The following is a 14,152-nucleotide window of genomic DNA, read 5'->3' as shown; positions in this document are numbered from 1 at the left end:
TTATATGATTTATGAATGAAGGTGGAAATTTTTCGCAATGATTTAATTACTGTTTTACCGCACTCAATAGAATTGCTTCCCCAAGAAACGATTTTATTTGGTTATCTTTTATGACAATTTGAAATTTGTGCTTTACCTTTTCTGGTGCCTGAAGGATCAATTCGGTTAAGTCATCTTTCTCTTTTTTCGTCAACTGCATCCGATCACACCAACTTTCAAATTCAAATCTTTTTTCGAAGCGTGAGATTTCTTGAATTTCGAAGCCTAATAATTCTACCTTTCGAATCCACTCTGTTTTTTTCCATGCTCGATAATGACTATAGTCTCTCATTTTTTCAATTTTATTATAAAAGTGATCAAATTCATCGTTCTCAGGAGCAACATTATCATCTAATAAAAATTGCCCGCTGCTTTTTAACACGCGATAAACCTCATTTATAAACTTATCAATGTTTGGGAAATGGTGAGGAGCAATACGACATGTAACGATGTCAAATGTTTCATCTTGGAAAGGCATTTTTTCAGCATCACCTTCAACAAACATAACATTAGTATGCCCATTTCCTTTAATGAATTTTTTAGCCGCTGTTAGCATTTCTGGTGTTAAATCCATTGCTGTTACCTTTTTCGCAAAGGGAGCAAAAGCATTAGCAGTATGTCCGCCTCCTGTTGCGACATCAAGAACCTCTTCGTTTCCTGTTAAATTAGCCATTTGTAGCAGCCTATTTAAATCCAAGCCTTTACTGTGTATCTTGCTTTTCACATAATCATCAGCACTGCGACCAAATTGCTTTTTCACATCGTTCTTGTTATTCATTTTTTCTCCTCCTTATGGTTCATCCCCTGAACATAACGTTGTAAACTCTTTACTTTAAATTATAGTGATTAGTTGATTATAAGAAAATTATATTCATTTTATGATTAATGATAAGGAAAAGTTATTAACAAAAGTTCGAAAAGTAATAAAAAATCCTTAACACTTCATTTTTAAAAGTGTTAAGGATTTTCTCGTTTCTTCTATTATAATTACTTTCAAATACGTATCGAATTATTTACTTAACAATCCAACCATTTGCAAGCCATGAACAATTCCATCTTCTTCAACAGACTTTGTTACATGCTTGGCAACAGCCTTTACTGGTTCTTCAGCATTTCCCATTGCCACACTATTTGATATCTTTGAAAGCATGTCGATATCATTTAAACCATCACCAAATGCATACTGTCGCTCTGATGGATATCCTAATTTTTCAACAATCTTTTCAATGCCTTTTGCTTTAGATCCTCCCTTAGGAAGAATATCAACAGACAACGGATGCCACCTGATAAAATCAAATTCTTCAAAGTTCTTTTCGTATTGAGTTTCTTCTCCTTCTCGGCAGAAAAGAAGTGATTGATATAACTCACGACCTTTGTAGTAGTGCGGATCATGTGTAGGAAAACGATCAATTTTCAATGTGTTAATACTTTCATTAATATATGCATGCTCTGGAACATTTGCTTTCATGTCTTCATGATCCATATACACAACAGGATGTTCATTTAAAAGGGCAGCTTCTGTTAATTTTTTAAGTGATTCAATATTCAACGGGTTTGAATACAATACTTCCCCATCTAAGACAACATACTGACCGTTGTAGCTGACATATGTATGAATGTCCAATTCCTTTCGTATATCTTCAAACATAAAAGGAGCGCGTCCTGTTGCAATGGCAACTTCATGTCCTAATTCCTTTAATTGAAAAATAGCTTCTTTCGTTGAGGCTGGTAACGTTTTATCATGTTTCAGCAATGTTCCATCTATATCAAAAAATATGACGCTTCTATTTGTCATCATAATTCCACCTTTCGTTTTTCCTACCTAAAGCCATTATATAGTAAAAAATGAAATTTTACATAAACCGACTTCAAGCTGTTCCTCTTACAATGAATTGTACCGAAAATTCTTTATGTGTAACATCCGAATTTACGGCTTGAAGAAACATGTTTTCCCCCATTTCCTCAAGGGGAAGTTCAAAAGAGGTAATATTCATCATTCTTGCTATTGGTTGGTTGTCAAATCCGATTATCGCGAGCTGTTCAGGGATCAATATTTGTGAATTTTGACAAGAAGTCACAATTCCAGCTGCCACCTGATCATTTGTCACAATTAATGCAGATGGTGGCGATTTCATTTCTCGTATTCGTTTGACCACTTTCTCTCCGTCCTCAAAATAAAGACACTGATCCATCACATAATCTTGATTGTACATTAACTGATACTTGTTCACAAAATCCCTATAAGCCATCTCTCGCTTACGACTATTTGTCCCGGATTTCCTTCCAATACAATATCCAATATTTCGATGTCCTTTTTGATACAAGTACTCTAAGGCATTAGTAAACGTACTGTAGTGATCAATAAACGTAGATGACAGCTCTTTTGCCTGCACATTTTCACATAATACGATCGGCCCATACTGTAAATGCTCTTCAATTGTTGGTACATCACAGCTTCTAGAACAAATGATCAGTGAATCGATCTGCTTATGCTTTAGCATTTGTAAAGCTTCCATTTCTCTGCTTTCTTTATAATCCGTTTGAAACAAAACCAACTTATAATTGTTTTCTAATGCTTGCTTTGCGATCCCCTTTAATAATAGTGCAAAATAGGGATGATCTGAATAAGGAAGTACGACCCCCATCAACAATGTTTTCCCTCTGCTTAGGTGAACCGCATTAATGTTCTTATGATAATTACTATCCTTAATTGCCTTTAGGACAGCATTCTTTTTTTCTTCACTAACATATGGATGGTTATTGATGACACGAGAAACTGTTGTGACCGAAACTCCAGCCATTTTTGCTAAGTCTCTAATATTTGTCATTTTCTCACCTTCATTAATTGTGCATGTTTTCTTTTGATTTCATTCTACCATTGCTTTCAATAAAATAATCGTCAAAATCTTTCATTGATTTTACATTTACCGATTGCCCGGAACCACGTAAGCACAAATAAGCTGCAGAATAGATAACAAAGCATAGTATCATTAGTCCTAACATAAGTATCTCTCCTTGCTTTCATTCTTTGGTTATGAGTGTAATGTATGAAACGCGTTCCAGGTCAATAAGAGAATAAAAATAAAAAAACTTAACTCCTTTACGTAGTTAAGGCTATGTTCTTATTCAAGATATTAATTAAAAATAATAGACGGGATCAGGTGCTTTTTATTCATAAACATAGCAGGAATCTGCTGTGTAAGATACAAAAAAAGAAGCACTAAACTTTAACAGCTAGTGCTTCTCTACCAATCACTCTATTAGCCTTCCCTTCTTTGGCTATCCTTTTTGAGCTTTTCTAGTACACTATTTAATTCATCCTCATTCGTATAGTTACGAAAGTAAGGGTCATGCTGAGCTAATGGACTCATAAACTTGTTGCAGGCTTGTACCTCAGCTTCCATTAATAATATACGTTCTTTAACACGAGCCACGCCTCTGGAAATCGTATCTGTTTGGAAGGATGCAGTAACATTTTGAATCTGTTTAATCGACTGAGCACATTAACTCTTGATGCTAAAAGTACCTTTTGGTTGATAACAGGTTTATATGGAGCAAGACAGAGGGGAGTAGCGTGTTCGGTGAGACTCATGCAGCGCATTGCGCCGAGCAGGCTCACCGAACGCCCCACGGAAAGCGAGCAACCTGGAGCTGCATCAACCATGCACAATACTTATTGCTTTAGCAACAAAGTTTGCGAGAAAAGCCCAAAAATAAAACCTTATACCGTAAAATGGTATAAGGCCTTAAAAAAGAATTTCATTAAATTTTTCAGTATGTAGATGTATAAAGGAACACCGTTCTACAAACCAAATAGATTAGGTAAAAATAAACTTATTTGCGGGATATATGTGACTAGCAACACGATCATAATGATTGCAACATAAAACGGCATTAATGGCTTTAGGACTTTTTCTATTTTTACTTTACCAATACTCGCTCCTACAAATAGCCCGGTACCAACAGGTGGTGTTATTGTTCCGATACATAAATTGAAAATAAAAAATATACCAAAGTGGACTGGATCAATACCTAGACTTGTAGCGATCGGTAAAAAAATAGGCGTGAAGATCAAGATAGCCGGTGCGATATCCATAAATGTACCAATTAATAATAATATAATGGTAATACAAGCAAGGATAACAAATTTGTTATCTGAGATGCCTAAAATAAGATTACTAATTGCTTCTGGTAACCCAGTTAATGACATAACAAAGGACATACCGGATGAAGCAGCAATTAAAAACATAATAATGCCGGTCATTTTAACTGCTTCTACTAAAACACTTGGCAGTTGTTTAAGTGAAATGGACCGATAAAAGATTAGAGCTAAAAATAATGAATAGACAACACATACTGCTGAAGCCTCTATAGCAGTGAAGATACCAGAAAGAATTCCTCCGATAATAATGACGATCAACAATAAGCTAGGAATTGCTTCAATAATGATTTTCTTTGCTTCACTAAAAGAAACCTTTGGTGCTACTGGATATTTATTCTTCTTTGCAATAATATAGGCTACTAACATAACAGCTAATCCCCATAATATACCCACAACATATCCTCCCATAAACAAGGCAGCAATAGAGGTACCTCCACTTATTAATGAGAAAATAATAAATGCGGAGCTTGGCGGGATTAACATTCCTGTTGGAGCTGATGCGATATTTACTGCAGCAGAAAATGTCTTATCATATCCTTCTTTTTGTTGCAGTGGTATTAATGTACCCCCAATTGCTGTTGATGCAGCAATCGCTGACCCGGAAATAGATCCGAAGAACATATTCCCAATAATATTTGTATGGGCTAATGAACCAGGGATTCTACCACCTATTAACTTTGCTAAATTTACAAGTTTGATAGCAATTCCACCATTATTCATAATAATTCCCGATAAGATAAAAAATGGAACAGCCAATAAGGAAAAGCTATCTAAACTAGTGATCATCTTTTGTGCAGAAGTAAATACAGATACATCGAAAGGTAAAACAATGATCACTGTAGCCAGTGAAGCGGTTGCAATACTAATTGCAATTGGTATTCCTATAAACATAAGGACAGCAAAAACACTAATTAAGATTAAACTAGCTTGTAACTCCATATGATTCACCTACTTTCATGAATGATCTTTAACTTGCATTTCTTTCTTCAATAATCGTGACTTTTTTCTTCTTATTTACTATCTCAAGGATATTGATCGTGCTGTAAACAAGAATGAAAACTCCTGATAAAGGTAGTGCCAAATAAACAAAACCCATCGGTACATGCAATGCTGGAGAAATCTGAGCCATCGTAAGGGAAACTGCCTTTATACCGCCGTATACCATAATAGTTGCAGAGAATAATAGGAAGAATGCTTGAATAACGATATCCAGCTTAAACCCGGAATCCTCATCCATTTTGTCCCTTAAGAATGAAATTGCAATATGCTCACTTTTTCCAACAACATATGCTGTTGCCAGCATGGCAAGCCAAATTAAACTATACCTTAATAGTTCTTCTGTAAATGTACTTGGATTTTTTAAGATAAAGCGACTTAATACCTGCCAACTTGCAACCGCTATCATTATTAAGAATAAAGTACAAGTAAGAAATTCAATGACTCTATCGATACTTTTCTTTACATGCTTCATGTTATCGACCCCGATTATTTATTTTCCTTCATATTTATAATGTCATCATAAATTTGTTTAAACTCTTCGTTATTAGCAAACTCATCATGCAATGGCTGCACAGCTTCTTGGAATGGTTTTTTATCAACTTCATTAAAGACCACATTAAATTCATTTTCTGATCTCTCTTTTGCTTGATTTACAGCATCTTTCCAAACTAATTTTTCAAATTCTGTTGATTCCTTCGCCGCCTCATATACAGCTTCTCTTTGAGCTTCTGTTAAACGATCTAGTGTTTCTGTATTGATGACCATAATGTCTGGAACTCTTGTGTGTTCATCATATGAATAATATTTTGCTACCTCACCATGTCCGGCTTCTGTGATCGCAAACTCATTATTTTCTGCACCATCTAAAATACCTTGCTGTAAGGAAGTATACACTTCACCGCTATCCATAGGAGTTGGTGAACCTCCTAACAATTGAATCATTTTAATTGCTGTTTGACTCTGCATAACCCTAATTTTTTTTCCTTTTAAATCACTAGGTTTTTCAATAGGACCCTCTGTCATATAAAAGCTTCTTTGACCAGAATCATAGTATGTTAACCCAACAAAACCTAATTTTTCAGTTGATTGATAAATCGGTTTTACAAGATCACTATCCATTACCCGATAAAAATGTTCCTCATCCTCAAACAAGTAAGGAAGGCCAAAAATTGAATATTTATCTGAAAAACTTTCTAATGCTGAACCGCTAACCTTTGTTATATCGACTGCCCCTGTTTGCGTTAATTCAATTAATTCTCTTTCTCCACCTAATTGTCCATCTGGATAATATTCAACTGTCACTTCACCATTTGTTTTTTCTGATAATAACTTCCCGAATTCAGCCATCGAATCTTTTACTGGTTGACTATTACTCGCATAAGCAAATCGTAAAACTATGGAATCGTTCTCATTTTTACTATAGCCGGAGATTAAGATAATAGACAATAAGCCTATTATGATAATAGGAATGATCTTCTTCAATTTGTTTACCCCCTTGTACCTATGTTGTTTAATAGACTTGGTAAATAATGAACCAAGTCTATTAAACTTCTGAATGATATTTGTTTAGATATATTCGTATAAAAATTCAGCTAAACATAAAACAGCTAAAGACTGGCCGTATGGCATTGTCGTAATTTTGATTTCTTTATAAAACTCCAATGTATCACCCATGCCTGTTCCTACAGACACTTTTTGTAAGGCACCCTCATCATTGATTTCCTCAACAATTCCTTTGATCGCTTTGAAAGCCACCTCTTTGTATTCCTGACTAATATAACGTTTATGGACTGATTTTAAGATGCCATAGGCAAAGCCAGCTGTTGCAGATGCCTCTAAATAAGATGTTTTATCATTGATCAATGTATGCCATAATCCGCTTTCATTTTGATATTCAGCCAATGCTTCGATCTGTCTTTGTAATGTTTCGATTAGAAATTCCCGTAAGAAATCTCCTTGTTTTAAATCTAGTATTTCTATAATTTCCGGAATGGCTATTGTAATCCAACAATTGCCTCTTCCCCATAAAGCTTCTGCGTAATTGTGATTTTCTTCAAATGTCCAGCCATGAAACCATAATCCAGTTTTTCGGTCACTTAAGTATTTAATATGGATTAAAAATTGTCTTTTTGCTTCTTCAATATATTCTTGTTTATTGAAAAGTCTTCCAATTTTCGCTAAAGGTAATACAGTCATCATTAATGTATCATCCCAAAGCTGATTTTTATTTTCAGGCCCGTAAGTCATATGCTGTAAACCATTTTCATTTGTGCGCGGCATTTCATACATGACCCATTCTGCCCAGCTTTCTAGGTATGGAACAAATGTCTGGTCCTTTGTTTCTTCATACAAAAAAGCTAATGTTAGTAGCGGCGCCATTGTGTTTACATTTTTTGGCGGAACACCTTCATCAAATCTAGCGTTAAACCAATCTGTTATAATCTTTAATGCCTTCTGATTGTTCGTTAGTTTCCAATATTTAAATATCCCATATAATCCAACACCTTGGGGCCAATTCCAAACATTCCAACTCTTATCATCAACTACTAAACCATCAAAGTTTAATAAAAATTCCCCTGTATCATCTTTAATTTGTGAAAGGTTATCCATTAATAGATCTATATAATTTATGATGTCATTCTTTTTAAGAGATGCTTGCTTTTGTACCATTATTTATACCCTCCCATTTAGTTTCCACATTCATTTCCAGCAATCCTAAAATTAAACGTTTTCATTTTTCCTTTTATTGTTTGATTTTTCTTATCTTCTACTACACTAAGATGTACATTCTCTTCTCGGTATGTTTATTTACTTCTGTTTTTGTTTATTTATTTCCACTTTGATTATAAAGAAATTATTTTATCAGGTCAATGGAATTTTAGATAAATTTATAAATAATCAGAAAAATAAAAGTGATTTTTTTCCCGTATTAAGGCTATATCATTAGCATTCTAGCCTTCACTTAGTATTTTCAGTAAATATAAATACTATTTTCCTAATTTTTTAAACAGGCCTAAACATCTCATTTCCTCTTGCGTACATCAAAGGAGCTTGAATCCAACCAACAAAATTCACTATCTTATTGTTTGATATTATCTGTTTATGTTTGTTTATGTTTGGTATGGTTTTATTATAGCACAAACAAAAAAGATGACAACGATTAAATGATCGGTATCATCTTTTTTATCTCTAATATCTGCTTACTTTAACAATTATTATATCTTTGCAAGATGCAGATCAATATTCTTTTCTTGGAATTTTTCTTGTACCTGTTGATCAAGCCGAGAATCTGTTACAATCTCATCCACTTCTTGTAATGTAGCAAATTGAATAAGGGCCACTTTTTCAAATTTTGTTGAATCTGCTAACAGAGTAATTTGGTCTGCACAACTAATAATCTGTTTTTTCCAGTCTGCGTGAATACTATTAAAAACAGTTAATCCATGTTCTATCGACACACCTGTCGTACCAAAAAATAGCCTATTTACTCTCATACGGCTAAGCATTTCTGTAGCTTGTGCCCCCATTAAAGAAGATGATTTATCGATTCTCATTCCTCCTAAAACCATTAATTGCACATTCGTTTTATTTAATAATACATTCGCAATCTTTAAATCGTTTGTAATAACAGTGATTGGAAAATCACCTAATAGCTCGGCAATCGCAAGGGTTGTACTTCCACCGTCCATTAAAATTGTTTCATTTGGTTTAATAAGTTTAACTGCTTCTCTTGCAATCGCGAGCTTTACATCACTATGCCCAGATTGACGTTCGGCAATAGGGAGCATTTTTCCAGCATCCTCTGCTATCACTGCTCCGCCATGTATACGATTTAACAATCCTTTATTTTCTAAGAGCTCAAGGTCTCCACGTATTGTTTTTTCAGTAACACCTAAAAGAGTACTAAGCTCTGATACTTTTACAATTTTATTTTTATCTAGCTGATCTAAAATCCTTTCATGCCTTTCTAATGCAAGCATCATTGTTCCCCCGTAATTTATTCGTTTTTTATATCATTATAGGATAAAATCATACAAAAACAAACCTCACATCGCCTTAAAGTATAATGAGGAATAGCTTTCTAAAATTTTATTCTGTACAAAAAGGCAACCCTCAAAATGATTGGTTGCCTTTTTCAAACCTATTTCTCCCTTGCTTCCTTCACTGCGTTTATAAATAATGATGCTGTTGTTGTGATTTCGCTTAAGTAAGCAGACGTCAGCTCTTTTTTCGTATTCACTAGTGAGCTGCCTACCCCAACACCAGATGCACCTGCTTTAATATATTCACCTGCATTATCTACCGAGATGCCACCAGTTGTAATAAGCGGAACTTGCGGAAGAGGTCCATGAATATCCTTAATATAGCTTGGGCCGAACACATTTGCCGGAAACACTTTAATTAAATCCGCCCCGTTTTCATAGGCAGTGAGTATTTCTGTTGGTGTTAACGCTCCTGGAATGCTCGCAACTCCATATCTTTTGGCCATTTCAATAGTTTTTGGGTTTGTCGTAGGGGAAAAAATAAATTTAGCCCCCGACATAATAGCAACCCGTGCTGTTTCAGGGTCTAAAACAGTTCCAGCCCCTACTAAGACATCGTCGAGTTCTAATGATGCTTTTTCAATTGCTGCACATGCGCCTGGTGTTTCAACTGTTATTTCTAATACCTTTACTCCACCTGCTTTTAGTGCTTCTGCAATGGCGATAATATTGTCAGTTGTTGCCCCGCGAATAACTGCTGCTACTCCAGTTTCCTTAATAATATTAATAGGATTCATTTTTCCCTCTCCTTATCGAACGATATCTTCACTATTTTTATTTAGTAATTGCTCTACTTCATCTCTTTCAGGTAAACCATCAACATCTCCATTTACCATTGTAACTAATGCCCCAACAGCGTTAGCTCTTTCAACCGCTTTGCCCAATTCTAAACCATCAAGTAGCCCTGATAGAAAACCAGCAGCAAAGCCATCTCCTGCACCGACTGGATCTACTACCTGCTTGACAGGGAATCCCGGAATTAAAGCGCTCTCTTTTCCAGTGAAATAATAAGCGCCATCGGCCCCCATTTTCATCACAACAACTTTCGCACCTTGCTCTAAAAATAATTGTCCGAGCTTATCGGGATCCGTTTCTCCAAATAAAAATTCTCCCTCAGCCACACCAGGTAACACAATATCGGCTTCTTGCGCCATTTTTAACAGTGTGTCTCTTGCTGTTTCCTCATCCCAAAGCTTTGTACGGAGGTTTGGGTCGAAAACAATTGTACATCCATTTTGTTTTGCTAACCTTATTGCTTCAAAAACCGTTTCCTTACAGCTTTCACTTAAGGCAGGTGTAATACCAGTTATATGGAGGTATTTAGCCTTACCAAGATAGGTAGAATTAAGATTATTTGGTGAAAGCTTACTTGCTGCAGAGCCTTTTCTATAATAATACACTCTTGTACTATTCTGTCTTCTTGGCTCTTTAAAATAAATACCTGTCGGTGCCTCTGTATCAAAGGTTACTTGACTAACATCAACATTTTCTCCTTTTAAAAAGGCAAGGATCGCTTTTCCAAATTCATCATCACCAAGCTTGCTAACCCATCCCGCTTGATGTCCTAATCTAGCAAGGCCAACAGCAACGTTTGATTCTGCTCCGCCAATCTTTTTTGTAAATTGAGAAGCATTTCTCATAAAACCGTCACTCGTTGGTGTAAAAACAACCATTGATTCTCCAATCGTTACAACATCCATAAAATCCCCCCGCAAACTATGTTTATTTTTGTTTACAAATTATCTTTTTTGTTCACTTATGTATAGTATATAATTAGTTCATGAATTTCTCTATACTTTGTTATAAATAATATAAATGTTTTTATTCGTTGCTAGGATTTTCAATATGAAGATAGAATGAGAGGATATTAAGAGTATAAAAGGATAGCGTTAGGACCAGATTTAAGAAGCTTATGATCCATAGATACTGGTTTATCAACAATTAATGCTCACGCTTCATAAAAAACCGCTCAAATTGATCTATTACTTGAGCGGTTTAAAAGATTAATCTATTATTATTAAATTTAAAAGTTTAAAAAGTTAAATAAATAGATGTGCATATTAAATTTACCTTATTAAAGTAGAGAGTAACAGATATAATCACATAGTCTATTACCACTCTGCAATACTGCTGTCCTTATGCCTCCATATTGGATTTCTCCAATTGTGTCCTATCTCAGCCATCTTTCTTACATGTTCCTCATTTACTTCAATTCCAAGACCCGGACCATTCGGTATCTTTACGAAACCGCTCTCATAATGAAATACACTTTTATCTACAATATAGTCCAATAGATCACTTCCTTGATTATAATGAATACCAAGGCTTTGTTCTTGAATAAAAGCATTATGACAAGTAGCGTCAACTTGCAAACACGCTGCTAACGCTATCGGCCCTAATGGACAATGAGGTGCTGCTGCTACATCATAGGCCTCGGCCATTGAAATAATTTTTTTACATTCTGTAATACCGCCTGCGTGGGATAAATCCGGTTGAATAATGTCTACATAACCATCTGCTAAAAGATTTTTATATTCCCATCTTGAAAACATTCTTTCACCTGTTGCGATAGGTATGTTTGTCGCCCTAGCAATCTCCCTTAATGCCTCATTGTTCTCTGGCAGAACCGGCTCTTCAATGAACATTGGTCGATATGGCTCAAGTTCTTTTGCTAGTACTTTCGCCATTGGTTTATGAACTCGCCCATGAAAATCAATACCTATCCCAACATATGGACCAACAGCTTCTCTCACGGCAGCAATCCTTTCTACCGCTTGGTCGATTTTTTCATAGGAATCAATTATTTGTAATTCCTCAGTTCCATTCATTTTCACAGCCGTAAACCCAGCATCAACAGTTGCTTGCGCAGCAGCCCCAACTTCCGACGGGCGATCTCCACCTATCCATGAATATACCCGAATGGAATCTCTACATGCTCCCCCTAATAACTGGTAAACCGGAGCATTAAAATATTTTCCTTTTATATCCCAAAGTGCTTGATCAATTCCTGCAATTGCACTCATCAAAATAGGACCGCCTCTATAAAAACCTCCTCGATACATCGTATTCCAATGATCCTCAATTCTTAACGGATCTTGACCTATCAAATTTTCCATTAATTCCTTTACCGCTGTTCCAACTGTTTCCGCTTTTCCCTCAATAACAGGCTCTCCCCATCCGACAATCCCCTCATCTGTTTCAATCTTCAAAAATAACCAACGAGGTGGTACTTGAAATAATTCAAATCCTGTAATTTTCATAGATAACTCTCCCCATTTAGTGTTTATTGGTTACTGCAAGAACAAATTGTTTTGCCCTTTCAGTTAGTTGTAACAAATATTGATCTGAAATTTCTTTCCGTGTATCAACAAGAGCGCTTCCAATTCCACACCCTACAGCACCCGCTCTCATAAACTCTTGAATATTGTTTAAATGAACACCACCTGTCGGGAGTAACGGGATTTGAGGAAGCGGCCCTTGAATATTCTTTATGTAGCTAACACCCAAATTAGCTGGAAAAACCTTAACAATATCACCGCCATTTTCATAGGCTGATAGAATTTCAGTCGGTGTAAACGCTCCCGGAATACTTACAGCCCCATACCTTTTTGTCATTTTAATCGTTTCACAATTAACTGTAGGTGATAATATGAATTTAGCTCCTGCTAAAAGAGCAGCACGGGCAGTTTCAGCATCTAATACAGTACCGGCACCAACTGTCACTTTATGACCAAATTCATTTGAAACTTCTTCAATGACTGATAGGATATTTGGTGAATTCATCGTTATTTCTATAACTTTTACCCCGCCATCGTAAAGTGCTTTTACAATCGGTAAAACATCTTTAGGTTTTGCACCGCGAATAATAGCTACAATTTTGTTATCTAGAATTTGGGACATTGTACTCATATGAAAGATACGCTCCTCCTCTACTTTTAACGTGAAATATCCTCATCTCTAGAAGATTGAATAAAAGAATTTAACATCTCTCGATTAGGTAAGCCTTCAATATCACCGCTAACCGTTGTCACCATCGCACCAACTGCACAACCTCTCTGCACAGACTCGCTTATTGTTTTTTCATCTAAAAAACCTGAAAGTAATCCAGCTGCAAAGCCATCACCTGCACCGACTGGGTCAACTACTCTTTCAACTTTAAAACCTTCAATATAATCTGTTTCAACCGGTGTTGAAAAATAGGCACCTTTTTCTCCAAGCTTTACGATAACGCTTTCAACGCCAATCTGATGAAATAATGCTGAAATTTTTTCACACTTGTCAGTGCCAAACAAAAACCTCCCTTCATTTATTCCTGGTAACACAATGTCCGATCTCTCTGCAATGGCAAGCAGCGTATTTCTCGCTTCTTCGTCATTCCACAATTTACGGCGTATATTAGGATCAAACACAACTTTTTTATCATGCTTTTTCGCAAGTTCAATAGCATAAAAAATACTCTCGCGACATGTTTCACTTAACGCAGGGGTAATCCCTGTTACATATAAGTATTTAGAGTTAGCAATATAATCTTCGTCAATGTGGGAAGGTGCTAAATTACTTGCAGCTGAAAGTTTACGATAATAATACATTCGAATATTTTTCTCATTCATCATCTCTTTAAAAAAGATACCTGTCTGTGCCTCATTATCAATCGTCACCTGACTAACATCCACACCTTCACCACGAACAGTTGAAATGATAAACTCCCCAAATTCATCCTTACCTACACGGCTTATCCAACCGACTTTATGACCTAGCTTTGCCAATCCAATTAATGTATTGGTTTCAGCACCGGCGATCCTTGAGGAATAATTTCTTGAGTACCTCATTTGTCCTTGTGTATGAGGAGTAAATAGCACCATTGTTTCTCCAATACTAACTATGTCCATGTTTTCCTCCATTCTCAATA

General features: G+C 35.7%; 15 protein-coding genes. All 15 read right to left on the bottom strand.

Features of this window, described 5'->3' with window-relative positions:
• Positions 1 to 46: 46 nt before the first annotated feature.
• Entirely contained in the window at positions 47 to 817 is a 771-nt protein-coding gene (locus tag AC4GZ8_RS06645) for a class I SAM-dependent methyltransferase (RefSeq protein ID WP_491081032.1), read from the bottom strand.
• A gap of 231 nt (positions 818 to 1,048) precedes the next feature.
• Entirely contained in the window at positions 1,049 to 1,834 is a 786-nt protein-coding gene (locus tag AC4GZ8_RS06640; RefSeq protein ID WP_491081031.1) for a Cof-type HAD-IIB family hydrolase, read from the bottom strand.
• Positions 1,835 to 1,907: 73 nt separating this feature from the next.
• The gene (locus AC4GZ8_RS06635) at positions 1,908 to 2,867 is read right to left on the bottom strand and encodes a LacI family DNA-binding transcriptional regulator (protein WP_491081030.1); all 960 of its coding nucleotides are present in this window, start codon (positions 2,865 to 2,867) and stop codon (positions 1,908 to 1,910) included.
• Positions 2,868 to 2,880: 13 nt separating this feature from the next.
• Entirely contained in the window at positions 2,881 to 3,042 is a 162-nt protein-coding gene (locus tag AC4GZ8_RS06630; RefSeq protein ID WP_491081029.1) for a hypothetical protein, read from the bottom strand.
• A gap of 257 nt (positions 3,043 to 3,299) precedes the next feature.
• Positions 3,300 to 3,473 carry a hypothetical protein gene (locus AC4GZ8_RS06625; RefSeq protein WP_491081028.1) on the bottom strand — a complete coding sequence of 58 codons (174 nt, stop codon included), beginning with the start codon at positions 3,471 to 3,473 and terminating at the stop codon, positions 3,300 to 3,302.
• Positions 3,474 to 3,841: 368 nt separating this feature from the next.
• Complete coding sequence (locus tag AC4GZ8_RS06620) at positions 3,842 to 5,140, bottom strand: TRAP transporter large permease (RefSeq protein ID WP_491081027.1); 1,299 nt, start codon at positions 5,138 to 5,140, stop codon at positions 3,842 to 3,844.
• A gap of 28 nt (positions 5,141 to 5,168) precedes the next feature.
• A complete protein-coding gene (locus AC4GZ8_RS06615; protein WP_491081026.1) occupies positions 5,169 to 5,672 on the bottom strand; it encodes a TRAP transporter small permease in 504 nt (167 codons plus the stop codon).
• Positions 5,673 to 5,686: 14 nt separating this feature from the next.
• Positions 5,687 to 6,682, bottom strand: a complete 996-nt coding sequence (locus AC4GZ8_RS06610; RefSeq protein WP_491081025.1) for a TRAP transporter substrate-binding protein — start codon at positions 6,680 to 6,682, stop codon at positions 5,687 to 5,689.
• A gap of 84 nt (positions 6,683 to 6,766) precedes the next feature.
• On the bottom strand, positions 6,767 to 7,870 hold the full coding sequence (bglB, locus tag AC4GZ8_RS06605; RefSeq protein WP_491081024.1) for a beta-galactosidase BglB: 1,104 nt from the start codon (positions 7,868 to 7,870) through the stop codon (positions 6,767 to 6,769).
• A 545-nt stretch (positions 7,871 to 8,415) separates the two neighbouring features.
• On the bottom strand, positions 8,416 to 9,180 hold the full coding sequence (locus AC4GZ8_RS06600; protein ID WP_491081023.1) for a DeoR/GlpR family DNA-binding transcription regulator: 765 nt from the start codon (positions 9,178 to 9,180) through the stop codon (positions 8,416 to 8,418).
• A 161-nt stretch (positions 9,181 to 9,341) separates the two neighbouring features.
• Complete coding sequence (locus AC4GZ8_RS06595) at positions 9,342 to 9,980, bottom strand: bifunctional 4-hydroxy-2-oxoglutarate aldolase/2-dehydro-3-deoxy-phosphogluconate aldolase (RefSeq protein ID WP_491081022.1); 639 nt, start codon at positions 9,978 to 9,980, stop codon at positions 9,342 to 9,344.
• A gap of 12 nt (positions 9,981 to 9,992) precedes the next feature.
• A complete protein-coding gene (locus AC4GZ8_RS06590) occupies positions 9,993 to 10,943 on the bottom strand; it encodes a sugar kinase (protein ID WP_491081021.1) in 951 nt (316 codons plus the stop codon).
• Between the two features lie 411 nt (positions 10,944 to 11,354).
• A complete protein-coding gene (gene dgoD / locus AC4GZ8_RS06585; protein ID WP_491081020.1) occupies positions 11,355 to 12,503 on the bottom strand; it encodes a galactonate dehydratase in 1,149 nt (382 codons plus the stop codon).
• A 16-nt stretch (positions 12,504 to 12,519) separates the two neighbouring features.
• The gene (locus tag AC4GZ8_RS06580) at positions 12,520 to 13,152 is read right to left on the bottom strand and encodes a bifunctional 4-hydroxy-2-oxoglutarate aldolase/2-dehydro-3-deoxy-phosphogluconate aldolase (RefSeq protein WP_491081019.1); all 633 of its coding nucleotides are present in this window, start codon (positions 13,150 to 13,152) and stop codon (positions 12,520 to 12,522) included.
• 26 nt (positions 13,153 to 13,178) lie between these two features.
• Positions 13,179 to 14,132 (bottom strand): sugar kinase, encoded by a 954-nt coding sequence (locus AC4GZ8_RS06575; RefSeq protein ID WP_491081018.1) that lies wholly within the window; start codon positions 14,130 to 14,132, stop codon positions 13,179 to 13,181.
• Positions 14,133 to 14,152 lie beyond the last annotated feature (20 nt).

The sequence above is a fragment of the Metabacillus sp. RB-C-LZQ-3-1 genome, assembly GCF_058315175.1.
Note: the sequence above shows the minus strand (reverse complement) of the source record. Positions and strands in the feature narration are given on the sequence as shown.

Coding starts and splice junctions, on each gene's coding strand:
- AC4GZ8_RS06575 (WP_491081018.1), bottom strand. CDS start 14,132: ATGGACATAGTTAGTATTGGAGAAACAATGGTGCTATTTACTCCTCAT.
- bglB (WP_491081024.1), bottom strand. CDS start 7,870: ATGGTACAAAAGCAAGCATCTCTTAAAAAGAATGACATCATAAATTAT.
- AC4GZ8_RS06600 (WP_491081023.1), bottom strand. CDS start 9,180: ATGCTTGCATTAGAAAGGCATGAAAGGATTTTAGATCAGCTAGATAAA.
- AC4GZ8_RS06645 (WP_491081032.1), bottom strand. CDS start 817: ATGAATAACAAGAACGATGTGAAAAAGCAATTTGGTCGCAGTGCTGAT.
- AC4GZ8_RS06640 (WP_491081031.1), bottom strand. CDS start 1,834: ATGACAAATAGAAGCGTCATATTTTTTGATATAGATGGAACATTGCTG.
- AC4GZ8_RS06595 (WP_491081022.1), bottom strand. CDS start 9,980: ATGAATCCTATTAATATTATTAAGGAAACTGGAGTAGCAGCAGTTATT.
- AC4GZ8_RS06615 (WP_491081026.1), bottom strand. CDS start 5,672: ATGAAGCATGTAAAGAAAAGTATCGATAGAGTCATTGAATTTCTTACT.
- dgoD (WP_491081020.1), bottom strand. CDS start 12,503: ATGAAAATTACAGGATTTGAATTATTTCAAGTACCACCTCGTTGGTTA.
- AC4GZ8_RS06635 (WP_491081030.1), bottom strand. CDS start 2,867: ATGACAAATATTAGAGACTTAGCAAAAATGGCTGGAGTTTCGGTCACA.
- AC4GZ8_RS06580 (WP_491081019.1), bottom strand. CDS start 13,152: ATGAGTACAATGTCCCAAATTCTAGATAACAAAATTGTAGCTATTATT.
- AC4GZ8_RS06620 (WP_491081027.1), bottom strand. CDS start 5,140: ATGGAGTTACAAGCTAGTTTAATCTTAATTAGTGTTTTTGCTGTCCTT.
- AC4GZ8_RS06630 (WP_491081029.1), bottom strand. CDS start 3,042: ATGTTAGGACTAATGATACTATGCTTTGTTATCTATTCTGCAGCTTAT.
- AC4GZ8_RS06590 (WP_491081021.1), bottom strand. CDS start 10,943: ATGGATGTTGTAACGATTGGAGAATCAATGGTTGTTTTTACACCAACG.